This window comes from Bradyrhizobium sp. CCBAU 051011, assembly GCF_009930815.1.
GTDB lineage: Bacteria > Pseudomonadota > Alphaproteobacteria > Rhizobiales > Xanthobacteraceae > Bradyrhizobium.
Genome location: NZ_CP022222.1, coordinates 119,005 through 145,528 on the forward strand (window position 1 = coordinate 119,005; position 26,524 = coordinate 145,528).

Here is a 26,524-nt window from a genome sequence, read left to right on the forward strand (position 1 = left end):
GGCCAACGGCGTCGCGCCACTCAGTACGGATAGTACCGGTTTGGGCAAACCCAGTTGCCGTAGGTGTCGTAGCCGCAGCCGCCGCGGTAGGCCCCCGCCGCGGCTGCGCCGACCGCGGCCGCGCCCACCGCCGCCGCGCCGACACCGTAGCCGCGATAGCCGTAGCCGCGATAGCCGTAGCGCCCGCCGCGCACAGCGACCGCGCCACCCCGATATCCACGAGCAGCGACAGCGCCGCCCCGGGGTCCTCGAACTGCGACAGCGCCACCGCCGTGGAAGCCTCCAGCGCGCATACCACCGCCGCGTCGGGCGAACGCGTCATCGGGAGTGAAGGTGACCAGCAGCAAGGCTGCGGCTGCCGAAGCGATGAGAATTCGACGCAACATTAGGAGTTCTCCTTCTTCGAGATAGGGAAGCCGCGGACACCTGCACATCGCACCGAACCGCGGGTCAGTTGAAGCCTCGCGCGCGGGAGCTTCGCGCCCTTGACCTGGATCAAACAAACCTCACGTTCATCTACGTGAACGACTGCTCGATCACCGCCCATTCACGCGGATGCTGCAAGCAATCGGAGTATCTTGCCGCGACGCAACAGGAACGAACACGATGGCTGAGACCGTCAGCGTTGGTTGCCCGTCACGTCGCCCAGCCTGCGACCGTGAGCTCGTCGGCACTGGCGCTGCACCTTGCAGCCGAACCTACATCGCCAAACTCGAAGCCGAAGGCGTCATCCAGCGGCAAGGTGACGGCTTTGCGCTCGACCAGAGCCGCGTTGCCTATCTGCGATACTTGCGGCGCAAGCGGCAGCAATCGCCGCGCGCGGAGGCCGACGCTGATCACGTCAAGGCCAAGACTGAGATGCTGCAACTGCGGTTGATGGAGAAGAAGCGAGAACTGGTCCGGCGGGCGGACGTTGATGAGTTGATCGACACCCTTGCCGGGGTCGTTCTCACGCATCTGAGCGGCATGGCGGCGCGGTGCAGCCGCGACATGGTGGTGAGGCGCAAGATCGATCAGGTGGTGTTTCAGGTCAGGCGTGAGCCGAAGCCTGCAGCGTGATGGCCGATGTGGTCGGCGAACCGCCGTTAGAGCAACAGGTCTGACGATATGGATTGCCACGAAACCGTATGTCGCCTCCGGGAGCACAGCAGACCAAGTGTGCTCAAAGCAAGTTCTTCCGATTTTTGACCCACGGCGGACATCAGTTGTCTGTCAACTGCTCCGCACAAGCTCGCGTGAGCTGTTAAGCTAACTCGGGCAGCTTGGCGATGTTCACCGCTTTCAGCTGCGCTTCATGACAATCAACTGATCTAGATCAACGAAGTTGGCGTCGGGCCGAGGATATCGTTGTTTAGGGCCGATGTCTGGCTGGAGGTCTGTCATGCATTCAGCAATCCTGATTTTCCTTGCCATTCTGGCCTTTGCGACGACGCCAGCGCGCGCCCAAGGCTCGTGGCTTGAGACGAGATTTGCAAGGGCGATTTGCAGCGGCGGGGCGACGCCCGTTGCCAACACCGATGGCCTAGCGAGGCGGCTTAAACTCACCGATCCTCAAAAAGCGGCGCTGAAAGATTTGACTGGTGCTTCTGCGTCTGCCGACGCTTCTGCGAAGAAGTTGCTATGCGCTGACAAAGATCTTTCTACGACGCCGGGCCGAATGGCGTTCGCCGCAAAGATGGCGGAGACCAGGCTTTCCGGCCTGAAGGCAGTCGAGCCCAAGCTTCAGGCGTTTTATGACAGCCTGGACGCGAAGCAGAAGAAAGCGTTCGACACTGGCGGGCGCATCGGCGGAATATTCGACTGGTGGGGCAAGAAATAAAGGCCCGACTAGAACGAAGAAACTGGAAGAAGATTTTCTCGTTCGAGTAGAGGAGCAGAACTGATGAGTGATCTTGTCGTGATTGCATTCCCAACCGAGGCGAAGGCAGAGGAAGTTCGTCAGAAATTGCTGACCATGCAGAAGGACTATCTGATCGAACTCGGCGATGCCGTGGTTGCGGTGAAGGACAGCAACGGAAACATCAAGCTAAATCAACTGATCAATACCACGGCTGCTGGTGCGGTTACTGGCACCTTTTGGGGCGCGCTGATTGGCCTGATCTTTTTGATGCCGCTGGCTGGCGCTGCCCTTGGCGCAGCGTCCGGCACGCTCGGCGGATATTTGACGGATGTCGGCATTGACGACAAATGGATGAAGGAGACCGCTGCTGCCATTCAACCTGGAACCGCAGCACTCTTCGTACTGGTGCGCAAAGTCACGGCAGACAAGGTTCTTGAGAGGCTCAAAGGCGAAGGCGGCGCGGTGCTAAAGACTTCTCTCGACCACACTAAGGAAGCCGCCTTGCAAGCGGCTCTGGCAGAGGTCAAAGCGGCGGTACCGGCTTCGCCTCCTGATTTGCCGCGCGTTTGAAACGCTTGCGACCGCCTGCCGGCGACCGCGCCGCTGGGCGACGGGCGGTTATTGGGGCCGCGGCGGTTACTGGGGCGGCAGCCCATCAACCGCGGCGCCCGCGTCGAGCACTGGCAGCACAAATCCGGCGCATCGCCAGGGCGCGCGCTACAACAATGCGAACCTCCAGCAGAGATTCGGCAATCCCAACCAGCGTCCAGGTGGCGGCCGCCAGGGGCTGGGTCAGGGAACGAACCGGCCCAATGTCGGCGATCGTGCCCAGGGCATCGGCAATCGGGCTCAAGGCATCGATCGCCGCCGGCAGGCGGGCGCCGGAAGGACGGCCGGCAATCGACAAGCCATCAGCCGGAACCGCCCGACGGCGGGACGTAGCGTTGCGTGCAGGCCGGGTGGCGGCGGCAATGGCGTGACAAATTTCGGCGATGTCCGACTTCTCAAGCGCTTGATTTATGCAATCGGCAGCGACCTGCCGTTGTTCGATTGTGGGCGTGTCGCGGACCTGACGGATTTCTCAGACATGTAACCTCCAACAAAAAGGTCGGCATTTCTGCCGACCTAGTTTGCTGGAGAAGTCGAAATAACGCGAGGTCAGTATCTCGCTGCGACCGGTGCGCCGTAACCGCCGAAGCGGTAGTTGATGCGCAAGGTGACCATATCCACGTCCTGGCTGACCCGGTTGTTGAGCACAGCGGCAAAAGGTGCGACAATCGTAAACGTATTATTGGCATCGCCCATGAACAGGTGGTCGTATTCAACGCCGACCGACCAGTTCGGTGCAAAGCCGTACTCAAATCCGACACCCACGACGCCGCCCCAGCGGGTCGAGCTTGCCGAGGCCAGTTCAGCGCCGAAGTTAAGGTTGTCGAGGATGCTAAAGCGGTTGCTGGTCACCGCCGCGCCGCCCTTTACGTACAGCAGCACTTGATTCCAGGCGTAGCCGATCTGGCCGGTAAAGAGGCCGATGCCATCGGTTTTGGTGCGAAGGGAGAGCGTAGGATCGAACAGGCTGACGCGCGTATGGCTGAGATCCGCCCAATCGCCCTGGGCTTCCAGGCCAAACACCCACTGATTGGCTTGCCAGCGATAACCGATCTGGCCGCCGACGACGCCGCCGGACCGCTCGTGGCAGCCCTCAGCGAAGGTGCCAACCACCGTGTTAACAAAATCCCAGCAGTTGCGGCTCTGACCCCAGCCGCCGTTGGCGCCGATGTAGAAGCCGCCCCAGTTGTAGATCACCGGAAGCGGCGCGGGTGGCGGTGCCTTGACGGCCATATCAGCGGCCGAAGCGGGAGAGCCCATCCCGAGAGCAAGCAACCCGATAGTCCCCAGTAAAAACTTCTTCATCGTAATTTCTCCATCCCCCGTCGCCTTGTCGCGACCACCAAGTTGAAGTGCACTTCCGAATTACAACTGTAAGTAAGTTTGCATGATTTTCCCGGAAATGGCGTGACTTGCCGGCAACAGTCCGTTTTTGAAACAAGGCAGACGCGTGTCAGAACTGTGGATTGACCTCCTTCATGTCAGCGCGACCCAACGGATAGTAGGCGGGTGAACGGCGGAAAGCTTTCCGCAGCGTGTCCAGCCATCGCGATGCGCGCATCAACTTGGTGTCGGTCAACCGCTCCAGGTGCGCCCGAGGTAACGCCTACACCTATTTCCGCTTCACGATCTCGAACCCGTTGGTCTCAAGCTCCGTCATAACCACCTTGGTCAGGTGAGCGGCCTCTTCCGGTTGTATCCAATGATCGTGCGAAGCGGGATCATCTTCCTTGGGATATTTGACAAACGCGGAATGGATCGCGGCGTAGATCACGTCTCTCGGATCGGCCATCGGCACTCCTCCATGCAAATAGCTTAGCTCATTTTCACCTAACAGCGGAGCACCAGCCGTTCAGGCATTCAAAACGCCTGCTTGCCCCAGGACGTTGCTGATAGACTTCGCGTGCCACTGCCCGCCGGGCACCGTCGCGACGCCTCCCGGCATGCAACTGTGAGCTTGACGGCAGCCGTCTCCTTTAAGCCAACCATTTGAAATCGGGCGGCGCATAGGTCGAGGTGCAAGTACGGGTGTACCGCGCGCGCCAATTCAGAATGACAGAGCCGAACGATAACTAGCTATTAACCAAGTTGGATTATCTGGAGAGTTGGGCATTCGGGGCGCGTGTGCTGGCTTGCGGGCCAGCCGGTAGTGTAGGCGTGGACCCATGGCCCTTGACCCCGAAGAGTTCGTCACCCTGACAGATCACGGCTCGATGAAACTGCGCGCGGCCGTATTGCGCGCGATGACGTTGCTGCCCAAGGAACGCAAGCGGACAACAATCGTCCGCGAGAGTGAACCGGCGATCCTGAATTTCGAGCAGATCAAGAACCTTGCGGCGCAGTGGGACGAACGGCTCATGCCAATCGACTGACTAGTTTCCCTGCGCTGGTTTCAGTCGGGTCGACGAATACGCGCCCCGATCCGAAACGGAAACCAAGAAAAGGGATGTGGTCTGGTTCGACCTCAACGAGGACCGTCCATTGTTCGCCTTCGCGGGCATGTGGACGACCTACAACGGGGAAGGCAGCACCAAGTCGAAGCCGATAGCGGGGCCGCACGGTCTATGGCTTTCTGACGACATCACCTAACGCCATCGTCGAGCCTATCCAACCGAAGGCGATGCCGGTGATCGTGACGACCGATGAAGAGCGCGATGTCTGGATGCGCACGCCGTGGGACGAAGCGAAGACGTTACAGCGTCCTCTGCCCGATGACGCCTTGAAGATCGTGATGCGTGGTGCGGACAAAGAAGACAAGGCTGTCGCATGAACGTTACGTCGACTGTTTAAGTCGAGCGTTCGATTTGGCCACGTACCGACGACTTCCGCTCTACCCCCTATAAACAGACATCGTTAGCCTGCGTCGGCATGCATGCCCCGAAAAGTTTCAAACCAAATTTGCCCAGCCTAAACAAAGTTGTGCCCTGGTGGTCTTAATGATGGAACTGGCGCTTTTATCTAGCGTTGGCTTCTTCGGTTGATTGACTGGTTTCTCGCACCATCCCGCGCCAACAGTGACGAGTACCGATAACGACCAAAGCCAAGGGTGACAGGCGTCCGACGGGACCGACGTCTCAACGGCAAAGGGTCCAAAGGTCAGAGTCCAAACGGCCAGTGCAAAGCGAGGGTCAACCCTGCGGCAGCCGCCAGTCTGTCCGCAGCTAACTGGCAACATACATGCGACACGAAGGCCGCAAGGCTTTGAGGACCATCGGTCGTTCCGGTGGTCCTTTTCGTTTGGGCGCAAAATCCGTGCGGACGACGGCTCTTATCGCTTGACGCATGTTTTCAACTCAGTGATGGACAATTGTTTGGGCAGTAGTCGTTCAAAGAAATTAGACGACGAGCCTGCGCTGTGGCCACTCTGGGGCAAACAACGTTAGGTCAGCAGAACTGCATTTTCCGAATCAGCGAAGTGCTGTTTCCTCCTGATGGGGGCTCGTGTGGGATTGTCATGCAATTCAACCGCGTCAGCGGTCTCGTCGAGGACCTGCATATATGGAGTGCGACAAGCAACGGCTTCTCCTTTGTGATCAGCTTTGAAACTTGCAGCGGTCCCGGCCTCCGCGGACGCCATGGTTACCTGGCATCTTGGCGCCCGATCCACCAAAGCCGATGCGCCATAAAGGTCGGCGGCTCTCCCTTTATGACGCTTGTCGAGGCCGAGATCGCTTGCACCGCCATGCTCGCGCACCTGATCCGCCCAGGCTGATCAAAAGCTCTATCGCCATTCAACGCATCACATCACACGTTCGCGGGTGACGTGGTAGCGCTTCGGCCTCTGCATGGACCGCATCTACCCGCCGCGCAAAATCGACCTATCCCCGTCGTTGCTCTGACGAGCGATCCGGTCGGCCACCGCATGACTGGAGGATTGGTTCGACATCAAAGGCGGTCCACTCGCTCGGGCTTATCACGAACATCCGACCCTTGGCCTAAGGGTGACCGGCGTCGCCATTGCCCTCGCGCTCGGGTTTACTAACGAGTGCAACCTCGCCGCTCGTCGAGAGCAACGTCGAGATGGCGGAGGTCATCGCTGCTCGCGTCACCCCCCTTCCAGGACACGACTTCGGTCATCCAATCTCGAATGACCGCCCTTGGTCCGTAGCCGAACAACGCTAAAGCATTCGTCATGTCGGGTCTCAGCAGGGGACCGCATGGCATGCGCAATTCCTCACCGCCGCTTGTGACCCAAATCGTAAATCAGCTCTAGCAGAACTGAGGCATTGGGCCATACGGTGCGATGGATGCCACCGGCCTATGTGAAGCCCTACGCCAAGAGGCGCCGTGTGGGCTGCATTACAGGATACACGTTGGCAGCGACCTTGGTCCGAGATATCCGTGGGCGGCGGGAACGGTCGCGGCCGCAAGCGCTTGGAGAATGCAAGGAGATTGACATGGAATTCAGGCAACTTCTCGTGCTGAGTGCCGTAATGCTGACGATGACAGGGGGGCCCAGCTACGGTCAGGGCGGTAAAGAACCCTACGTGCGAGTGGCCGAGATCGAAATCGATCCGGTCCAGTTGGAGGCTTACCAGGCCGCAGTCAAGGAACAGATCGAAGCGGCCCTCCGGATCGAACCAGGTGTGTTGGCCTTGTATTCCGTCGCCGACAAGGAGAATCCGGCGCACATCACCGTCTTTGAGATATACACGGACGTGGAAGCATACAAAACGCATCTTGAAACGGCTCATTTCAAAAAGTACAAGACCGCCACTCAGGACATTGTGAAATCACTAAAGCTTCGCGAGACGGTACCTATCCTGCTTGGCGTCAAGCGAAGGTGAGCTTGTTCGATTGTCACAAATTTTTGCGAGTCATCCCGCGATCCATTCGTCTGTAATGCTAGGCACTTCGCGCGCTAGTTTGCAGCTAGTTCGGGGCTCAGCCTGAGTCAGCTTCTGGCCGATTGTGTTGAAAAAGGCGGCTGTTGCGACGCAGAGATATCAGTGATTCAGTCTGTCTAATTGGCAGGACTGAAGGTCATGATGGGGCATCGGCAAATCGAACAAGCTGCGTTGTTCTATGAGTTCTCGCTCGAAAGGCACATCCCGGCCGACCACCTACTCCGGTCGATCGATAGGTTCGTAGAGCTTGAGGACCTGCGACGGGAGCTGGCGCCGTTCTACAGCAACATCGGACGACCTTCGATCGATCCCGAACTGATGATCAGGATGCTCCTGGTGGGCTATTGTTTCGGCATACGATCGGAGCGTCGCCTCTGCGATGAAGTCCACCTCAATCTGGCGTACCGCTGGTTTTGCCGGCTGGGACTGGACGGGGCTGTCCCCGATCACTCGACCTTCTCGAAGAACAGGCACGGCCGCTTCCGTGAGAGCGATCTCTTCCGTCGCGTGTTCGAGGCCGTCTTGCGCCACTGCATCCGGGAGCGGCTAGTCGGTGGCGAAGGGTTCGCGGTCGACGCGAGCCTGATCAAAGCGGATGCCAATCCGGCAGAAGGGTATCGAAGGCAGCAAGGGGCTTCCACCGGAGGCCGCGGGTCGAGCAATCGATGAATACCTTGCCGTTCTTGATGATGCCGCGTTCGGTGCTGCGACGGAGGTCACGCCGAAGTTCGTGTCGCCCTCCGATCCGGCGGCGCGCTGGACGGGAGCGCACGGCGGACAAGCTTACTTTGCGTATTCGACGAACTACTTGATCGACGTTGAGAACGCGATCATCGTCGATGTCGAGGCGACCACGGCGATCCGCCAGGCGGAAGTGTTGGCCGCCAAGCGCATGATCCAACGCTCGCTCGAACGGTTCGATCTTTATCCGGGCCGGATTCTTGGTGACAGCGCCTATGGCTCCGCCGAGATGCTGGGGTGGCTGCTCTACGAGCACGGGATCGAGCCGCACGTGACCGTCTTCGACAAGTCGGCCCGCACCGACGGGACCTTCTCGCGCGAGGACTTCACCTATGATCATGCCGGGGATATCTATCGTTGCCCCGGTGGCAAAACCCTCACCACCACAGGGACGCCGGTGAACGACGATGCGACGATCCTCTACCGTGCGAGCAAGCACGATTGTCAAGCATGCTCTCTGAGAAGCAGGTGTTGCCCCAACACTCCGGCCTGCAAAGTGCCGCGCTCGATCTACGAGGGCGCTCGCGACATGGCGCGCGAGATCGCAAGATCATGGGAAGGCCGCACTTCACGTCGGCTCCGGAAGAAGATCGAGATGCTGTTCGCGCACCTCAAGCGCATTCTCAAGCTCGATCGGCTACGACTAAGGGGTCCGAATGGCGCACGTGATGAGTTCACCCTCGCTGCAACCGCTCAGAACCTTCGTAAAGATGGCCAAGCTGATCCCGATGCCCATCAAGCCGACTCGTCCGCGGAACAGCGGGCGTTCACGACGAAACTACTGCCGCCTTTTTCAACGGAATCGGCCCTTCTCGGACCTCGTGCAACGTCATCTTCTGCGTCGTTGTTGGCGGATAAGCGGACATCGCGGATTTACCCTTAGGTCAGAGCGGCTCACTTTTAAGGAGCCGACCACAGAGTCATTGTCCGCCGCCGACCGCGTGATGCCGCGTTCGCGGCGTCGGAGATCTCTCGCAGCGGCGGAGCGCTCACCGACGGCCGGTCGGCAGTGAGCGGGAGACGGCTCCACTCACGCGGGGCCGTCTCCATTTCGCGGGGCGTGCCCTTCCCCCGTGACGACCAGAATACATAGGAACGTTTGGCTCATAGCCGGCTTTGGTATTCGCGCCGGGAATACCGGCGCTGACTGACCGGAGACTATGATTGCCCCAACTCCCAGCTGGGGCTTTTAAGCAGAGCCGCAGAGAAGTGATGCGAACCTCGGATTGACTCCCCGCGAGCGTGCCGACATGCCTTGGATCCTTGTGTGTTTTGGCCCATCTCATTGTCGTGACGATCGCTAGCGTCATTTTCGGCCTGCCGTGAAGCGCAGCGCGCACGGCGTCGAATGCGATGGGTTATTACTCTGCTGCTTCGTGAGACCTGCCGCCTCGGAGGCGAATAACCCATCCGCAGCCAAGCCCCCTTTCTAATGCATGAGCATCGGTCGACTACGCCCGAGGAGTTGGTCGCGCGCACGCTAACACATCGAGTTCGATAGCTTGAGCCGGCAGAGGCCGCCAACAATGCGCCATCGTTGGCGGCAGTAGAGCGACGGCCTTGATCTAGATCATGCGATTTTGAGGCGGTGCGCCTAACGGCGCTTCGCCGCATCCCTGTCGCCCTTCCAAGCCGAGAACGCCTTAAACGCTTCCAGCCTGACTTCCTCGCTTGGCTTGGTGTCGGGATGCAGCGCCTTCGCAATCAGGCTGCCTGCCTTGAAGGTCAGGCCACCCGCCTTGGTGATCTCATTGTTGTACCAGTCCCACATCTGACGAAGCTTGAATTGCAGCTCCTCGTTCTTCTGCTTGAGGTGGGCAACTTCGCTGGCCGCCTTGGTCTGGGCAGACTTGGCGGCACTCTCCCGGCAAGCAAGCGCGTTCTCTAGGTCGAGTACGCGCTGGTGAAGCAGATAGTTCTCGGCCTGTGCAAGTGCCAGCTCGGCCTTGGTGGTTGCGGCACGCAGTGCCTCGATGTCCGCGGTCCGCCTCGTGCGCCAGCGCGCCTGCCTTTCTGCACTGCTTATCACGATGAAAGCCATCGGTCCAAATCTAACATGATAACACTCCCCCGTCCGGCATGAGATCAGATCGAGATGGCCCGCCATCGTGAAACGCGGCCGTTCCTGATCTGGACGCCGGTTCACGGCTTGACGTAGGTCCAGCCATGCTCCTGCAGTTCCATCACGCGCACTACGCCTGACCTCACGACCTTAGCTTCCGAGATGAGCGGAATCTCCTTGCTTTCGACCTTGCTCATGTATTCGCGGGTATTGCCGCAGGCTTTGAAGGAAATTTCCGGACTGCTCAGCGCAAGCGCCTCGATTCGCGCTTTTACCGGCGAGGTGTCGTCGCGCAGCATATGAAGGCCAGGGCCAAAAGTGACAACCTCGATCGACACTTTCTCGCCGAGATCCTTGTAATATTGGACGACGTTGCTCGCATTGTTGAGCGCAAGGTTCATCATCGCCGTGTCGTTGCTGTTCAATTGCAGGATAAGGCGGTGCTGCTTATTGGTATCCTGAGGGAGGTTCGTTTTGGTAACCGCACTCTGCGCTGATTGTTGCTTGTTCACCTTCGCTTCCGACGACGGCACGACCAAGAGCAGTGCTGCAATCGCCGTCGCGGCTCCTACCATTTTCCTGAGGCTCGTCATGGAGTTCTTCCGATCTGGTGGCCATTAGTTGCGTGGCCCGGCAACGACGTGTGGCCATTTGCACGCCGCTGCCAGCTTCTCTCGCGCCGTCTTTAATCCGCCGAGCGAAAAACGCCCGTCTTGGGCGACACCCGATCGAGTGGTGAGTCGAACCGCAATGTGACCGTCCTCGGGGAGCGACTGCAGCAGGCCTACGATGTCACCTGTGAACGCAGCGCCGGCTCCAAACGACGGCGAACCTGCCGCAAGTTGCACCGGCTGATCGCTATTCACGCGATAGGTAATTCTGTAGCCCGAACTGCTGCGAGAGACGGCCGGTCCTGAGACCACCAGCTCGGTACGGCCACCGCGGCAGTAAATGGCGAGCTGCATCGACGAGCCCTCGGAGCCCGCGGTGGCGGTCACCATCGGCGTATAATTTACCGGCGAGGTAGTCTCGCTGATGATCCAGTTGTCGCCGGCCCTCGCCGCGCGATCCGGCGCTGCGATATCACGCGAGAGTCTGTCCAGACATTCCAGGCGCTCTGCATCCTCTATGATGATGGAGCAAGCGCGAAGATGCGCCATTGGATCGGCCGCGCCTTGCGCAAAAGCGATCCCGCTAGCAACTTCGAATGCGATGGATAGAAGGATCGCCTTCATCGCGACGCCCGGGGTGCGCGCGCTTGACGATCCAGCCATTCCTGCGCCGCCGCAAAGCGATCGAGGCCAGGGACTGTCGCAGCGAGATTGATCGACTTCCATTTCGGGTCGAAGCCCGGGCCTTGCAGCCTGCCTATACGCGAAAACAGCATGTCGACAAAGCGGGCGACGCGCTGATAGCGGTTTGTTTTTGCGGCCCAATTGAACGCGACCAGTGCGGTCGGTACCGCAATCGTTGACACTTGTTCGCCTTGCTTGATCAGTCCAGGGTATTCGGCGGCCTCCAACACCCCGGGAAGATAGTAATCCTCGAATTTGCTTTCGTATTCTACCGGAAGGAACTTGAAGCCCGGCTCCCAGCGTCCCTTTACGAAGGCGTCAACCGGCTTCGACGTGATGAAGACGACGGCTGCCATCTCGCCTTTGCGCATCTGCTCCAGTGCGACCTGATGCGGAATGAAAGTCTTTTCTGCATTGATGCCTAGGCGGCTGAAGATCAGTGGCCCCGAATATGCCGCAGCCGTGCCCTGGGTGTTGAAATTTACCTTCTTGCCAGCGAGATCCTGCAAGCTCTCGATCTCAGGGCGGACAAAGATATGCAGCTCCGACGGGAAGAGATTGAGCAGGTAAGTGATCCGACGCCGGATCTCCGGCACCTGAATCTTGTACTCTTCGAGCGCGTCGGAATTGATGATCGCCGTATCAACGCCACGCAAATAGAGCAGCGAGTTCAGATTTTCCGTGGCGCCCCGAGTGACGATCGGCAGGACATGCAAATTCGGGCCGTCATCGACGACGCGGGCTATCTCGGCCGCGAGACGTAGGGGCGCACCTTCGAGCAAGCCGCCGGCGAGGCCTACGGTCCAGGCGTTCATCTTCTCTTTTTCGATTTGTGGTAATACACGGCGGACGTCTGAGGCTCCGCCCTTGGCGGTTTGCGCGCATACGTCAGTCGATAGAAGCATCAGGAGAACGGGCGTCCACGCGGCGAGCAGCAGCAACGAACGTGGTTTTGCGGCGATGTTGTTCATCTCTACCCTCCACCAAGGGCAGCCTCTTAGACAGCGCCAATGCAAGCGTGATCTTCTCACTGGCGCGCGTCGAGTCGGTCCTACGCCTTCCTAAGGAGCCCATAGCGGGAAAAGGTGGCAAGGTCTGCCCAATAGTGAACGGAACACGGATGATAAAGAGCAACGAAGGGGAACTGATTAGGCCGACAAAGTGAAGCCGCCCCCAAAGGGCGTGAGCGGGGCACCTTAAGTTAAGGCTTGCGGAGCCCACAAGTAACGCTACGTCCTCGAACACCAGATTAGAAGCGTTTCGCGATTGACGTGTCTGTTCTGCAGCCAACACTGGAACAACGAAATCCTCGGCTCAATTCCCTCGGGAATTTTAGGAAAAGTACCGAGCGCAATGTTTTCGAGCTCGTCCGGATAGATCAGGATCGATCTCGCGCACCACGGGAGAGAAGGGAAGCGCGGCGGCTGATGGTTGTTTTGTCGTTACCTCACTGGGCACGACCTTGGCTGAGGGGGATGGGAATGAGTTAATGGCCTTTGTAGTGCTCGACCAAACTAGGTGATCTTCCCCCGAAAAAATGGACAGGGTTAAGCTGCTTTTAGCTCCATCTCGATCGGGCTGATAAAGCCGATGGCGGAGTGACGACGAGTCCGATTGTAGAAGCCCTCGATATAGGCAAAGATATCCCGTGTGGCTTCTGCCCGTGTTGCATAGTGCCTGTGGTGGACGAGCTCCGTCTTGAGCGTGTGAAAGAAGCTCTCCATCGGAGCATTGTCATAGCAGTCGCCCTTGCGGCTCATTGACGCCCTGAGGCCGGCGGATTGCATCAGCTTGCGGTAATCCGCCGAGGCATATTGAACGCCGCGATCGGAATGGTGGATCAGGCCGGCACTTGACCGCTGCGCCGAGATCGCCATCCGCAAAGCCGCCAAGGGCAGGTCGGCGCGCAAATGATCCGCCATCGCCCAGCCGACAATCCTGCGGCTGTACAGATCCATGACGGCGGCCAGATAGAGCCAACCCGGATCGGTCTCGATGTAGGTGATATCGGCCAGCCAGATCTGGTTCCGAGCAGTGGCGATGAAGTTGCGGTCGAGCAGATTCGGGGCGATCGGCAGGTCGTGGCGGCTGTCGGTGGTCCGCACCCGGCGTGGCCGCGCCATGATGGCCCTGATGCCGTGACGCCGCATCAACCGCTCGATGCGACCACGGCTCGCCCCGCGGCCCTGAGCCTTCAACTCGACATGGATACGCGGGCTGCCATAACGCCCGCGGGTGTCGCGGTGGACCCGCCTGATGTCGTCGACGAGGTCACGATTGGCAGCAGATCGTCGGCTCTCCGGGCGCGAGCGCCAGGCATAATAGCCGGCCGGCGAGACGCCGAGCACGTCGCACAGGAGCGTCACCGGATAGTCGGCGCGGCGATCTTCGATGAAGCGGAATCTCATGTCCGTGTTCCAGCAAAGATCGCGATCGACTTTTTTAAAATGTCGCGCTCCATGCGCAGCCGCTCGTTCTCTCGCTGCAAACGCGCGATCTCTGCCGCGTGGTCCGCCGACGGCAGCGTCGCCTGCGTTGTGGGGCGCCGCGTCGCCGCCGTCGGCTCCAGCCGAGCCCCTCGCTGCTCCATCCACCGCCGCAGCACGGAATCGCGCAGCCCAAGCTCCTTGGCAACAGATCCGATCGAGCGCCCGCTCGACGCTACGAGATCAACCGCTTGCCGCTTGTAGTCGTCCGTAAACGACCGACGTTGACGTCCTTCCATCCGACACCTCCTGGCTCTTCGAGCCTACTACAGGTGTCCATCAATTCGGAGGAGGTTCAAGGTCCGCCGCCAGCGTTTCTCAACCGCAAGCATAGAAAGATAGGAACGCATTTTAGAAATTCCGCGTTGACCAGATGCGGCGGTGCAACAGCCGCCGCAGGGTCCCTGTCCCTTTGCGCGCTCCGCAACCCTACGGGAACTGACCCTCAACCGTACAGCGCGAGCGGAGCGAGGAGCGGTAGGACGGCAATGCGATATATCAAACTCGCAATCCTAGTTTTGGTATATGCGCCGATATCATCGCCCACGTTTGCGCAAACCTGTTGCCCCGCCGGCTGTGCGCCAGAGGCCAATCGGTGCGTGACCACGGGTCCGCTGTGGACCAGATGCGTTCCCATCGTCTGTACCGAGGGTTCTCGAACGCCGACCGCCAGGGCTTCTGGCCCTACAGCCGAACACCGAAAGAGCGCAGTGCTCGCCCGCCCGCTGCGCACAACGCGTGTTTACGTGGCCCCACGTCAGATCCCCACGCATTGCCCATTGCTAAATCCAACCAAAGCGCAGGTCGACGAGGCGACCAATCAATGCGTGAACGCGTTGACTCAAAGTTCGCAGTTGCGGGAATGCATTTTCGAGGACTATGCCGGTAGGGCCGAAGACAAAAGAACTGGCCTGAGCTGCCCTGACCGTCAAGCTGCGCTGGCTAGGCAGTGTCTAAAACGCTGCACCAACTACGCATCCGATACGACCCACTTAGTATGCACCGGCAGCTATCCGAACACCGTCTGGCATATCTCCTTTGGAGATATCGCGGGCGACACCGGCAATTCCGCGCGTGTAGACCTCTGCGGGCCTCCGCTAAGAAGCATCTTCGCGAAAAAGCCGCCACCGGGTTGAGGGTTATGTCAAAAGGTGCAAGGGCGACGACTTGACCATGCCGGTGAGGGCTCGCTCGCCCCCATGGGAGCCCCCTTGCGCGACGCTTGTTGAGGGTCTGCCGACGCGCCAAAAGGTCAGGTTGGCGTTCCTACCGCAATTGCAAACGATGCGACCCGATACGGCGGGCGGATTGATTTAAATCAAACGAGCTTGCGGCAGAGTTGGCGTGGGCGTTGGCGCGGCATTAAAAGTTGGCGCTTCCCTTGTTTCAGTTGACCAACGCTTGCGCTCCGGCTGTGCCCGCATCCGATATGTCGCCCGCGGATTTGCCAGCCCTGGTGCGCAACAATGGCGCATGGGTTCAGTCTCGAAAGGACGCTTGATAGGCGCACGTGCTGGTGACCGTCATATCACTGGCGATTATCGGAATCGGTATCGGGATCGGGATCGCTCCCTAGTCGCGACCCAGCCGAACCGATGGCGCGTGGTGAACTCCGAAGTGAGAGGTCTCCCATCGAGCCCTCACTGATGTAGGAACAGGCCCACACCCTTTTTGTTGTTGTGCGAAGCGAACCTTCGCGAACTGCCTTTATTTCAAGACGACGCAACTTTTTGTGCGGAACTCCGCACGTATCCAAAGAAAGGTAGACATGCAAGCGCATCGAACTTTCCTGAGCTTTGCATTAGCGATCGTTTGCGGCATCACCCTTCAGAGTACCGCGTTCTCGCAAGAGTATCGGGGAACGTGGCAACAACAGCAGGCCTGCACACCCGACGTCTGGCGGCTATGTGGCGCGCAAATACCCGATGCGAACAGGATCGTGGCTTGCTTACGGCGAAACACTCCGAACCTCAGCGATCGGTGCCGCGCGGTTTTTGCACAAGGCGACGCGCCGTCACGTGGTGAGGATCGCGACTACGGGCAAAGGCGTTACGATCGAGATTATGGACCGCGTCGCTACGATCGTGATTATGGGCCAAGGCCCTATGACAGAGACGACGGGCCAAGGCCTTACTACGGTCCAAGGCCTTACGATTATTACGACGAATAAAGTGGAAGATAGTCTTTCCGCAGCAGACCTCACCAGAGGTCCAAGTTTTCGGCACAACGGGTATAAATGAGGCCGCCGAACTGAGGCGGCCTCTGATGGCATTAGCGGTAGCCTTTGCACTTCGTCTCTTCTTTGTACTCTCCATTGCGCTCCCGTTTGCGCTCGATCTTGCACGGCCCTCTGTAAAATTCCTGCTTGTACTCGCGTGCTTCGTTATAGCTGCGGCCGTAGTAATCACCGCGATCGTACCCCCCAGAGTCGGGTTGGGATCAGCCAAAGCCGGGCTGGAAAAGACCATCACGCCGACCATCACCAAAGCCCGTTTCATATGTCAGCTCCTTGTAGGTTCCAGGGGCAACCACCTCAGAACAGATTTGTTCTTTCGCAGGATGAGTGCACGCTTTGGCTAGCGTCGCGAAAATAACGCGGCCGGATTGAAAGCGCCGATTCATGATGTAAATCAAGGGACACATCTGGCTCTCCGACATCCGTCAGGCATGACGTCAAAGCCACGCCTCGAAGATCATGCCAATGACCTGCGAGAAAAAGCGGCCGCCTATGCGATCTCAGCCGGTCTCGTCGGCTTCGGCGTATGGATCGCTATTGCCGGCCTAAGCTCCAGTGCACCCGCCATATGGATTTGCGCTGCTCTCATCCCCATCGGGGTTGGGCTCGTCAGCGCTTTCGGCCCCACTTAAATCGATCGGGAGGGTCCATTGGGCTCGCGAAAATATGGGGCAGTAACCGGTACCGGTACCCGCCCGATTGCGATCCCGGGAAACGGGGGGGTCGAGCCTCTACCTCCTTACCGATGCACCCCAAACAGCACGTTCACCGCCATCGCCGTGTGAGCACGTGCCAATGATTTCCAGGTGCCTTCGCCATTTAGCGTCTTCCATGCCGTCTCGATTGGGCCATGATGTCCGTTGTGTTCCGTCGTGGTTCGAGGTCTGTGATGAGCGAGTATCAACGCCTTCCGCGCCGATCGCAGCGCTCCCGATGAGCGTAGCAAGAGGGAGGGACCGATTATGGCGATTTCGATTTCTACGATCGTGGCGGGGGCTCATCTTGTCGTCGCAGTGGCCGATCAGGTACCTACGTTCGACATCGCCCGAAGTTGCAAATTGGATACGGCCGCGACGGCCAGCGATTCAGTTCAGCAGTCCCTCAACAACTGCGTGGACGATGAAAACAGGGCCCGACAACAATTAGGGAGCCAGTGGTCCAAATTCTCGGCCGCCAGCAAGGCGCAATGCATTCCGCTGGAGGGTATCGGTGGTGACCCCAGCTATGTGAGCCTTTTGACCTGCCTGCAAATGGATAAGTGGGAAAAGGACGACTAGATATCAAACTGAGACACTATCAGGTTAACCGGTAGCGGTACCCGAGCGACTGCGATCCCGACATACCGCCCCGGGGGGACCCCCCACCCCTTTCGGCCACAGGCACATGCTTCCCTAAACCGCGATAGGAGCCCTGTGGAGCGTCCCCGCATTCGGCTGGCTCAAGGACAAGGAAGCGCGATGATCGCACAGTCGGCTCGCGCTGAGTCAGCAGATGGCTCCGATCAAAGCGGCATAGGTTATCGCAGAGACCGACAACGTCACAGGCTACGAGCTTCGGCCGAACCGGATACGCATCGCCGCACAGCTCATCGATGCGTCAACAGGCGCGCACCTTTGGGCGGATCGTTTCGACTGCGCACTCGAGGACATCTTCGACCTGCAGGACCATGTGTCCGCCAGTGTGGTTGGTGCAATCGCGCCGAAGCTCCAGCATGAGGAGATCAAGCGGGCCAGGCGCAAACCAATCGAAAATCTGGATGCATACGACTATTACCTGCGTGGGCTGGCGAAAAATTATTGGACCAAGACGCGATCAGCGAGGCGCTCCGGCTCTTTCGCGAAGCGATGAAGAGCGACCCCTATCTAGCCTCGGCCTATGGCATGGCCGCGTGGTGCTATGCGCGGCGCAGGGCAAATGGTTGGATGATCGATTGTGCGAAGGAGAGCGCGGAAGCGAAGCGGCTGGCCCGGAAAGCAGTGCATCTGGGAGCAGACGACCCGGTAGCGCTGTGTATGGGTGGATATGCTCTCGCTCGTGTAGCCTATGAGTTCGAGGATGCTGCGGCTTTCATGGATCGAGGACTAACGATCAATCCCAACTTCGCGCAGGCTTGGATGCTCAGCGGTTGGCTGAGAGCCTGGATGGGCGAGCCCAAACTCGCACTTGAGCACGTTGCGCATGCCATGCGCCTGAGCCCGCTCGATTCGTGGATGTACGGCATGCACGGAGCCATGTCGTATGCCCATTTTGTCGCGAGCCGCTATGAGAGGGCGTCGTCATACGCCGAAAAGTCGATGCGCGACAATCCAGGCAATCTGCATATCCGCAGCCAGCAACGCACTCGCCGGACACCTTGAGCCAGCACAGAAAGCCATGAAGCGGGCGCTCGAATGTCGTCCCGATTTGCGTGCCTCCATTCTCAGCGATTTAGCGTCATTTCGCCGAGAGAAGGACCTCGCCAAGTTCGCCAATGGTCTCCGCAAAGCAGGACTTCCGGAGTGATTGTGAGTCGCTTTCGTCGGCCACAAGTTGTGCTTGTGTATGACGCCGATGTCCGAGACGGGTCTTGGCTGTGTGAAAACGCGAAGACGCTCAATCGCGATAGAAGAAGTTATTCATCCAAGACCGCTTCAGGCCTTCAATTCCCAAGCGCATTCACTTTAGAAATCAAACTGGAGAATGTCCTTCTCGTCGCGTTTTGACTTTTTGCGTTTTTACACAGCCAGGGTCAAAGGTGGAAGGTGCCCAGCGAGCAGATGTTTTTCCGTTTCACCCCTGAAGGCTGACATCCTAGCGGACCATCCTCGGAGCTTAACCTCGGCAGGGTTACGCTCCATGTGTGGCGGGTGCAGGATTAGTAGCTTTGACGTAATGCGGGGGAGCTGCAGGGGATAGGCTCTCATTTGCGCTTTCCGTGTTGCGACCCTGCCCCTGTGAAGGTTAGAATCGGAGCGACAAGCGCTTCCAAGCACCTTACATTAATTGAGCATGCGCCCGCACGGGGAGCTGTAGGGGAGCCAGCAAGGCGGGACGGCGCGACAACCGCAACTCTTGTCCGAGAAGTCCCAGCAGTCCTGCGGTGGTCGGCTCTACTCTCAACAGCGGACATCTTGGCCAGCTCGCAGTCCGTCTGCGTTGGGGCCAATAGCAGACCTCAGTGTCTACCGGGCCTTAGCCCGCTCTACCTCCGATACTGTTGCAAAACTCGAAAGTTGTAGGGCTCAAGAATTTTCACGAAAACACTAAGCAGCGAGCGATCGCTGATTCGTATGACCTCAGTCGCGTTACCGAAGTCGCCTGTGAATTTTGCGTGAGGCCGTGACGTCCCTCACATCTTGTACACGAAAGTCGCGCCCACGGCCCGCAGAATTTTGACCATCGGCGAAAATCGACTTTGCAACACAATCCCTCCAAAAGCGGACATCACAGGCGCCAACTGGCAAGTCCGCTTAGGCCCGCTTTCAAGCGAGCCGATTGGTTCCTGCGAGAATTCAATTAGCCTTGTGGCCCAGGAAGGCCGGGATATCGCAAACAACTTGCTCGATCGAATTGCGCACAGCGGAAAAGCGGCTGTATAAATTCGGCCGCGGTGCACTACTCTCGATCCGCTGGGCGCGGCTATGATTTTCCTTGCGCAGCCTGCTAGCGAGTTCCGTAAGTGAGCCCGTTGGTTGCGTCTGGCGCGTCGCACCAAGATTATCGATGCCGGTCGCTACCACCGACACGCGGACAACACCTTGCAGGCTTTCATCGAAAGTGGCGCCGACGATGACGTTGGCGTCCTTATCGACCTCTTCGCGAATGCGGGTCGCCGCTTCGTCTACCTCGAACAGCATAAGGTCCTTGCCGCCGGTGATGGAGATTATGAGGCCACTGGCGCGCTTGATCGACGGGTCATCGATCAATGGATTGGAAATTGCGGCCACGGCTGCATTGAGCACGCGCTTTGTACCGGAAGCCTCGCCCCTGCCCATCATGGCTTTGCCCTTCTCGCGCATTACGGTGAGAACGTCGGCAAAATCGAGATTGATCAGGCCTTCCTTGACTACAAGGTCGCTAATGCAGGCCACACCGGAATAAAGCACTTGATCGGCCAGCACGAATGCATCGGCGAAGGTGGTCTTCTCGTTGGCCACCCGGAAGAGGTTCTGGTTTGGGATGACCAGCAGAGTGTCCACCGCCCTGAGCAGTTCCGCGATGCCTGCTTCGGCAAAGCGCATGCGGCGCTGGCCCTCGAAGTGGAACGGCTTGGTGACTACACCGATGGTGAGAATGCCAAGCTCACGGGCCGTCTTGGCTATAACCGGCGCTGCCCCAGTGCCGGTACCGCCGCCCATGCCGGCAGTAACGAACACCATGTGTGCGCCGGTTAAATGATCGCGGATCGAATTGATTGCCTCTTCGGCCGCCGTGCGCCCCACTTCGGGCTGCGAGCCGGCACCAAGGCCTTGGGTGACTTGGGCGCCCATCTGGATGATCCGGTTGGCCTTTGACATGGCGAGCGCCTGTGCGTCGGTATTAGCGACGATAAATTCGACGCCTTGCAGCTCAGACGCGATCATGTTGTTGACGGCATTGCCGCCAGCGCCGCCGACCCCAAACACGATAATGCGCGCCTTCATCTCGCTGATATCGGCAATGCTGGTCATTTTTCTCTCCCGATTGCTCGGCTACGTCGGGGACACGCATGCTTACCCACGAGCAGCCTTGCGGTCTGCTGCCATTAAGTCCGCAGCTAGGCGCCCCGGGGGGGTGCAGCTAGTCCGCGGCTGTCGATCGAGCCATCATCAGCTCGGCCATCTTCCGAAGAAAACCTTCGAGCCGCGCCGTCGCCTCCTTAGCTGCCGTAGCCTCGGCGGTCGCCTGTAGCACTTCAACCATCAGCCGATCGGCGCGCTCACGCTCGAAATCGGCCCGGTGACCCGCTGCTGTTGCTTCGAGCCGCGCGATCTCCCCTGCAATGCTGGATCTTTGCAGCTAGGAAGACATTGCCTGCTTCACGTGGCCGACGCTTGTGCCGTATTTCCGTGAGATCCACGCTCACCATTGCTTTGCCGTCATCTGAAAGTGAGCGCGGCAGCCGGAGCCGCTTGACAAGCGAACGAGCGGCATTAGGCGAGATTGTCAAGCGGGCGCCAAGTGCGGCATATGTCAGTGTTTCAACAGGCACCGGCTGTTCTCCTGGAACGAACCGCGCGGTCTATTAACCGAAAAGTAACCGGAAGTTAAGTTGTGATGGTTAAGAGATCGTTAACAGTGGGCGGATTCCGCCAATTGAGCGTCCCGCGACCAGAATGGATGGTTGCCTATCAGACTTCACCTCGGAAACGCGCCGGCGCCGTGGGACACGCCGAGCCAATCTTTATTGTCCGCCCTATGTCGACCGGCTGGTAGGAATGTCCGTCCCGGGTCAAAATCGCCTTTCGGCAGGACACTTCCGGTCTTCCCCGGTGGTCTCAACCGGTCGCCGCAACACTTTATCTTAGAGGGAAAAGATGGAGTGTGGGATGGAACGAAGGTTTCATAGAGGTTTTACTGCGGCAGAGAAGACGGAGTTATGGGATCGCTGGAAGCGTGGGGAGTCGCTGAAGGCGATTGGACGAGCTTTTGGTAAGCAATCATCGTCGATCTATTTTTTGGTAGCTCCGCATGGTGGAATTCGTCCTGCGGAGCGGCGTCGCTCCAGGCTGGCGTTGACGCTCGCGGAACGCGAGGTGATTTCCAGAGGCGTTACGGCACATCAATCAGCACGGTCGATCGCCAAACTGCTTGGCCGCTCACCCTCGACGGTGAGCCGGGAAATGAGTCGCAATGGCGGCTATGATCGCTACCGAGCGACACTTGCGGACGAGAACGCCTGGGCGCGATCTCGTCGTCCAAAATGTTGTAAGTTAGCGACCAATCCGCGGCTTCGGCAGGCGGTGGCAGGGAAGCTCAGATTGGATTGGTCACCCGAGCAGATAGCCGGCTGGCTGAAGAGAACGCATCCTGAAGACGAGTGTAATCAGGTGTCACACGAGACCATCTATCGCAGCCTGTTTGTCCAAGCGCGCGGCGTGCTCAAGAAAGAGCTGCTTAGCCATCTTCGATCGAAGCGCTTGATGCGTCGCTCCAGGCCGGTTGACCCGAATGGCGATAAACGGGGGCATATCAAGGATATCGTCTCAATCCGTCAGCGACCGGCGGCGGTTGAAGATCGGGCGGTGCCTGGTCATTGGGAAGGCGATCTCCTGTCCGGGCCGAACAACACCTACATCGCGACCTTGGTCGAGCGTCATACCCGTTACGTGATGTTGGCCAAGGTGGCAGGCAAGGACACCCAGACAGTGGTCTCCGCGCTCATCAAGCAGGCGAAGAAGCTACCAAAGGAGCTATATAAATCCCTGACCTGGGACCGGGGCAAGGAACTTACGGATCATCGTCGCTTTACGTTGGCGAGCAAAATCGACGTCTATTTTTGCGATCCGCAAAGCCCGTGGCAGCGCGGGTCGAACGAGAACACCAATGGCCTGCTGCGACAATACTTCCCGAAGGGCACCGACTTGTCGGTGCACTCGCAAGCCCATCTGAACAAAGTGGCTCGTCAGCTAAACGAACGACCACGTGAGACCTTGCAATTTGAAACACCAGCAGAGAGATTTAACGCCTGTGTTGCGTCGACCGGTTGAGCCGGCACCCACTAACCGGACATATTCAGCGCCAGTTGGCATGTCGCAAACGGGCCATTAGCGGAAGTCGCACCCATTCGATCACTTCGTCGTCATGTTCAGCACTTGGCTGCCATGGTCATTCGGGCAGTCCGGCTTTCCCCAACCCTTCTTCGAACCGCGAGAGGTCTTCGGGCCGATAAGGGCCTACCATGTCTTTAAGAATGGAAACACGTAGTGTGGGATTCAGTTGCCGCAGCCGGGCCACTGCCTTATGCGCCTGCTTCAGCCGATCCGCCATTGCATTGCTTGCGGCGGCGATACGTAATCCAGGTGGAAAGTCTGGATTGTCCCGCAAAGCCATTGCCGCCCACGATGCCGCTTCGCTGTAGCGGCCCAGGAAGAAAAGCGCATGCGCGGTCCCGCTTCGCATACGTGGCACCCGCGGATCAAGTGGGCTCAGGCGTAAGGCACGCGCGAACCGCTCGATCGCCGCTTCGGGCTCGCCGAGCCAGATTTTGGCCCAGCCGCCGAAAAACAATGCCTCGGCCATATTGCAATTGAGCACCAGCGCGCGATCGATTAAGGCGGCGGCTACCTCAAGATCGCGAACAACAAACGCTAATGCATGCCCGGCGGCGGCGAGCGCGATCGCGTCATCCTTATCCTTGCCCAACTCAACCGCCCGCTGAGCAAGCCTTTTCACTTCGGCAATCTCGTTTGCTGTGACTGAGATCCAGCCTTCGCTTTTGGCAAAGGCGTAGCAAGCGGCAGCACGACCATAAGCCGACGCAAAATCGGGATCGAGCTCGATCGCCCCGTTGAACAGACGCAATGCCTCCTCGTTAGTTTGCCGGTTGGCAAACTGATAAAGCTCGGCCAAACCGCGTAAATAGCGATCATAAGCGTCGAGACTCTCGGTCGGCTTGCGCTTGGCACGCTCGATCTCGGCCTTTTCCATTGCCGGCGCGATCGCCCCGACAATGCTCTCGGTCACCTGGTCCTGTAGATCGAAGATGTCGCCGAGCCCGCCATCGACGCGGTCAGCCCAAAGATGGGCCCCCGTGGTGGTATCGACGAGCTGTCCCGTGATGCGCACCCGGTTGGCCGCTTTGCGAACGCTCCCTTCCAAGACGTAGCGCACCCCAAGCTCGCGCCCGACCTGCTTCACGTCAACAGCGCGCCCCTTGTAGGTGAAGCTGGAGTTGCGGGCGATGACGAACAGCTGTCGGAAATGCGAAAGCGCAGTAATGACCTCCTCGACCATTCCGTCTGCAAAATACTCCTGATCGGGATCGCTGCTCATGTTCTCAAACGGCAGCACGGCGATAGACGGCTTGTCTGGGAGTGGAGGGACCACACATATCCTCTCGGTCGGGGCGTTATGCGCTCCCGCGCGTACAGCGTAGGCGCGGACAGGCCTGGAGATGTTCTTGAGCCGCTGCTCGCCGCGATCTTCGAAGCCAACGTCTAACTTGCTTTCGACTTCGCTGTACACCTTCTCGGAAATCAGGATGCCGCCCGGATCCGCGATGCCCTCCAACCGGACAGCAATGTTGATCCCTTCGCCATAGAGATCACCGTCCTGCCCAACGATAACGTCACCAAGGTTAAGCCCGAAGCGGAACCGCAGGGGGCTGCTGTCCGAGGCAGCGAGATGATCCTGCATCGGTAGGTGGACGGCGTGGACGGCTCGACGTTGACGATTTCGCTGGCGGGTCAGCAGACGGGTGTCGCGGGGGAGCGGCGGTCCCTCATTCGCGTTCCAGCTCTAAGAAACCACCAGTCAGATTTCGCCGCTATGGGTCGAGATGAGGCGGATATGGGTAACACCTTCTACATTTGTCCTGACGTAATCCTGAGCAGCCGCGATCAGACGCCGTACTTCGAGATCGTTATACATAGAGTGCTTCGTATTTAGATGCAGATCGGTTTCCACGACTATATTACGTTCGTAGTCCCGGCTGGCGTGATCTCGATGCTAAACGATACGAAGCGTACGTGCGGACCTTTGAATGTCATTTGGCCTCACGCCCTCGAATTTTTGTCTTTGACTTGCAGCGCGCCCCAACACATGCCGAGGCAAGCGGCCAGTACCGAGCCCACTATCACGCCGAGCTTCGCCGCGCCCAATAGGTTTTTGTCGTGAAAGGCGAGTAGTGCGATAAAGATGGACATCGTGAATCCGATGCCCGCCAGCAGACCGACCAGGCAGATGCCAGCCCATGAAACTCCGGGCGGCAGTCTGCCCCACCCGATCCGGACCATAAGCCAGGTTGCGCACACTACGCCAATTGGCTTACCTGCGAGCAGGGCAATGGCGACGCCGCTCATCACCAGTTGCGATCCTCCAACGGACAGATCAACGCCGCTCAAGGTGACACCTGCATTAGCTAACGCGAACAGTGGCATCACGCCGTAGGCAACCCATGGATGCAGCGCCGTTTGAACGCGGACCACTGGAGGCAGCATTTCCCGGTTGGCCAGGTGAAGTTGCTGAAGCGGACGCTCCATCCGGCTGACACCTTTTGCAGTCTCGAGAAGGCCGCGCAACTCGTCTGCAACCCGCGTCACCACGTCAACCGGATGCTCCCGCATCGGAATGGGCTTTACAGGCGTGATCAGCCCAAGGACGACTCCGGCGAGAGTTGGGTGAGCACCAGCCATCAGCAGACCAGCCCAGATCACCGCGCCTGGAGGTACGTAAGGGTAGGCTGAACCGACGCCGATCCGCTGAAGTCCCAGCACCATCAGTAAGCCCAAGCCGGCGACCGCAAGTCCGCCGTAAGAGAGGCCCCCCGAGTAGAGAAAAGCAATGATCAGTACGGCAACGACATCGTCGATAATTGCAAGAGCCAACAGGAAGACACGAATATTGGCTGGGATAGACCGCCCCAGCAGGGCAAGCACTCCGATGGCAAAGGCGATATCCGTAGCGGTGGGTACAGCCCAGCCATGGCGGAGGATCGGGTCGCGGTTGATAGCTATATAGACCAACGCGGGGACAATGATGCCGCCCAGCGCCGCCGCTATTGGAAGCGTCGCCTGCTTGAGATTGCTCAGCGCGCCTTCATGGATTTCACGCCTGATCTCCATGCCTACCACCAGGAAAAACACAGTCATCAAGACGTCGTTGATCCAGAAATGCAGTGTTTTGGAAAAGACGAAAGTCCCGAGTCCCATCGAAAGTGGCATATGCCAGAGAGCGTCATAACTTTGGGCGAACGATGAGTTCGCCCAAAGCATCGCGGTCATGGCCGCGATCAACAGCACGACGCCGCTGACTGCTTCGACGTGCAGAAATCGCTGCAGCGTCTCAAACACACGTTCAGCGAAAACTTGGGCGGGTGGAGGATCTCGAGGTGCTGTTTTGTCCATAGACACGCGCATCCCGCGCGGCGGCCCGACCAACGCACTAGCCTGTCTCGCTGCAGAATGCAGCCGACACCCGTGACTCTATTTCGCACGGAAAAGCCGAACCAAGCAATCGCAAAACGTTGCGAACGACGCCAAATCTTAAGCAGGTGACACCCCGCAGCGCGGAACCCGGACGAGCGCAACCGCTTTCATCCGCCCCAAGTTCCGCGGTCCGCTCTTGGCACTTTCAGCCCATGTCGTCGCTCTATACCGACCCGCTACTGTGTCGAGGAAACGAGCAGATGTCGCGGCAGAGATCCGAGCAGTAGACGAGCAAAATGCTACCGAGCAAGAAGAGCTTGATCTCGTCGTAGCCATCCGTCGTCAGCGGACCCAATTCGAAG

At 58.9% G+C, this 26,524-nt stretch carries 22 protein-coding genes and 2 pseudogenes; 11 read left to right on the forward strand and 13 right to left on the reverse strand.

Annotation, left to right across the window (positions count from 1 at the left end; translation table 11 throughout):
- Nucleotides 1–20: 20 nt before the first annotated feature.
- The gene (locus ACH79_RS00600) at nt 21–386 is read right to left on the reverse strand and encodes a hypothetical protein (protein WP_161856151.1); all 366 of its coding nucleotides are present in this window, start codon (nt 384–386) and stop codon (nt 21–23) included.
- A 220-nt stretch (nt 387–606) separates the two neighbouring features.
- On the opposite strand from ACH79_RS00600, the gene ACH79_RS00605 reads away from it, so the two are divergent.
- The 3 genes from ACH79_RS00605 to ACH79_RS00615 all read left to right on the forward strand — a co-directional run bounded on the left by ACH79_RS00605 (nt 607) and on the right by ACH79_RS00615 (nt 2,410).
- The gene (locus ACH79_RS00605) at nt 607–1,059 is read left to right on the forward strand and encodes a hypothetical protein (protein WP_161849289.1); all 453 of its coding nucleotides are present in this window, start codon (nt 607–609) and stop codon (nt 1,057–1,059) included.
- A gap of 322 nt (nt 1,060–1,381) precedes the next feature.
- Nucleotides 1,382–1,819 carry a Spy/CpxP family protein refolding chaperone gene (locus ACH79_RS00610; RefSeq protein WP_161849290.1) on the forward strand — a complete coding sequence of 146 codons (438 nt, stop codon included), beginning with the start codon at nt 1,382–1,384 and terminating at the stop codon, nt 1,817–1,819.
- A gap of 63 nt (nt 1,820–1,882) precedes the next feature.
- On the forward strand, nt 1,883–2,410 hold the full coding sequence (locus ACH79_RS00615) for a DUF1269 domain-containing protein (RefSeq protein WP_161849291.1): 528 nt from the start codon (nt 1,883–1,885) through the stop codon (nt 2,408–2,410).
- A gap of 85 nt (nt 2,411–2,495) precedes the next feature.
- Here the strand turns inward: ACH79_RS00615 and ACH79_RS44970 are convergent, their stop codons facing one another.
- The 3 genes from ACH79_RS44970 to ACH79_RS00630 all read right to left on the reverse strand — a co-directional run bounded on the left by ACH79_RS44970 (nt 2,496) and on the right by ACH79_RS00630 (nt 4,241).
- A complete protein-coding gene (locus ACH79_RS44970) occupies nt 2,496–2,747 on the reverse strand; it encodes a hypothetical protein (protein ID WP_161849292.1) in 252 nt (83 codons plus the stop codon).
- Between the two features lie 251 nt (nt 2,748–2,998).
- Entirely contained in the window at nt 2,999–3,754 is a 756-nt protein-coding gene (locus ACH79_RS00625) for an outer membrane protein (RefSeq protein ID WP_161849293.1), read from the reverse strand.
- A gap of 307 nt (nt 3,755–4,061) precedes the next feature.
- Complete coding sequence (locus ACH79_RS00630) at nt 4,062–4,241, reverse strand: hypothetical protein (protein ID WP_246738367.1); 180 nt, start codon at nt 4,239–4,241, stop codon at nt 4,062–4,064.
- 373 nt (nt 4,242–4,614) lie between these two features.
- Here ACH79_RS00630 and ACH79_RS00635 point away from each other — a divergent pair, with 373 nt between their 5' ends.
- The 5 genes and pseudogenes from ACH79_RS00635 to ACH79_RS00655 all read left to right on the forward strand — a co-directional run.
- Nucleotides 4,615–4,821, forward strand: coding sequence for a hypothetical protein (locus ACH79_RS00635; protein WP_161849295.1), 207 nt, complete (start codon nt 4,615–4,617; stop codon nt 4,819–4,821).
- Between the two features lie 34 nt (nt 4,822–4,855).
- Nucleotides 4,856–5,219: pseudogene (locus tag ACH79_RS43590) on the forward strand (SOS response-associated peptidase family protein); the annotation flags it as partial.
- Between the two features lie 684 nt (nt 5,220–5,903).
- Complete coding sequence (locus ACH79_RS00645; protein WP_161849296.1) at nt 5,904–6,161, forward strand: hypothetical protein; 258 nt, start codon at nt 5,904–5,906, stop codon at nt 6,159–6,161.
- 685 nt (nt 6,162–6,846) lie between these two features.
- Entirely contained in the window at nt 6,847–7,236 is a 390-nt protein-coding gene (locus ACH79_RS00650; protein ID WP_161849297.1) for a putative quinol monooxygenase, read from the forward strand.
- Nucleotides 7,237–7,434: 198 nt separating this feature from the next.
- A pseudogene (locus ACH79_RS00655) lies at nt 7,435–8,771 on the forward strand (transposase); the annotation flags it as partial.
- Between the two features lie 860 nt (nt 8,772–9,631).
- Here the strand turns inward: ACH79_RS00655 and ACH79_RS00660 are convergent.
- The 6 genes from ACH79_RS00660 to ACH79_RS00685 form a co-directional block, all read right to left on the reverse strand.
- Nucleotides 9,632–10,078, reverse strand: coding sequence for a hypothetical protein (locus tag ACH79_RS00660; RefSeq protein WP_161849298.1), 447 nt, complete (start codon nt 10,076–10,078; stop codon nt 9,632–9,634).
- A gap of 101 nt (nt 10,079–10,179) precedes the next feature.
- Nucleotides 10,180–10,692, reverse strand: coding sequence for a hypothetical protein (locus ACH79_RS00665; RefSeq protein ID WP_246738368.1), 513 nt, complete (start codon nt 10,690–10,692; stop codon nt 10,180–10,182).
- Nucleotides 10,693–10,716: 24 nt separating this feature from the next.
- The gene (locus ACH79_RS00670) at nt 10,717–11,373 is read right to left on the reverse strand and encodes a hypothetical protein (protein WP_246738369.1); all 657 of its coding nucleotides are present in this window, start codon (nt 11,371–11,373) and stop codon (nt 10,717–10,719) included.
- Entirely contained in the window at nt 11,331–12,365 is a 1,035-nt protein-coding gene (locus ACH79_RS00675) for a TAXI family TRAP transporter solute-binding subunit (protein WP_246738370.1), read from the reverse strand. Before ACH79_RS00675 ends, ACH79_RS00670 begins: the two co-directional genes overlap by 43 nt.
- Nucleotides 12,366–12,941: 576 nt before the next feature.
- Nucleotides 12,942–14,119, reverse strand: a protein-coding gene (locus ACH79_RS00680) for an IS3 family transposase (protein WP_246738128.1) whose coding sequence is annotated in 2 segments (ribosomal slippage) — nt 12,942–13,822 and nt 13,822–14,119 — 1,179 coding nt in all. Because the reading frame shifts where the segments join, the coding sequence is not laid out codon by codon here.
- Between the two features lie 2,200 nt (nt 14,120–16,319).
- Nucleotides 16,320–16,523 carry a hypothetical protein gene (locus ACH79_RS00685; protein WP_161849299.1) on the reverse strand — a complete coding sequence of 68 codons (204 nt, stop codon included), beginning with the start codon at nt 16,521–16,523 and terminating at the stop codon, nt 16,320–16,322.
- Between the two features lie 555 nt (nt 16,524–17,078).
- Here ACH79_RS00685 and ACH79_RS00690 point away from each other — a divergent pair.
- Nucleotides 17,079–17,393, forward strand: a complete 315-nt coding sequence (locus ACH79_RS00690) for a hypothetical protein (protein ID WP_161849300.1) — start codon at nt 17,079–17,081, stop codon at nt 17,391–17,393.
- A gap of 519 nt (nt 17,394–17,912) precedes the next feature.
- The gene (locus ACH79_RS42820) at nt 17,913–18,473 is read left to right on the forward strand and encodes a tetratricopeptide repeat protein (protein WP_202639157.1); all 561 of its coding nucleotides are present in this window, start codon (nt 17,913–17,915) and stop codon (nt 18,471–18,473) included.
- A gap of 1,134 nt (nt 18,474–19,607) precedes the next feature.
- Here the strand turns inward: ACH79_RS42820 and ftsZ are convergent.
- Complete coding sequence (gene ftsZ, locus ACH79_RS00700) at nt 19,608–20,765, reverse strand: cell division protein FtsZ (protein WP_161849301.1); 1,158 nt, start codon at nt 20,763–20,765, stop codon at nt 19,608–19,610.
- An 858-nt stretch (nt 20,766–21,623) separates the two neighbouring features.
- Here ftsZ and ACH79_RS00705 point away from each other — a divergent pair.
- Nucleotides 21,624–22,784, forward strand: a complete 1,161-nt coding sequence (locus ACH79_RS00705; RefSeq protein ID WP_161849302.1) for an IS30 family transposase — start codon at nt 21,624–21,626, stop codon at nt 22,782–22,784.
- Between the two features lie 118 nt (nt 22,785–22,902).
- Here the strand turns inward: ACH79_RS00705 and ACH79_RS00710 are convergent, their stop codons facing one another.
- The gene (locus tag ACH79_RS00710; RefSeq protein WP_161849303.1) at nt 22,903–24,432 is read right to left on the reverse strand and encodes an adenylate/guanylate cyclase domain-containing protein; all 1,530 of its coding nucleotides are present in this window, start codon (nt 24,430–24,432) and stop codon (nt 22,903–22,905) included.
- 359 nt (nt 24,433–24,791) lie between these two features.
- Nucleotides 24,792–26,141 carry a Na+/H+ antiporter NhaA gene (nhaA, locus tag ACH79_RS00715; protein ID WP_161849304.1) on the reverse strand — a complete coding sequence of 450 codons (1,350 nt, stop codon included), beginning with the start codon at nt 26,139–26,141 and terminating at the stop codon, nt 24,792–24,794.
- Between the last annotated feature and the right edge of the window lie 383 nt (nt 26,142–26,524).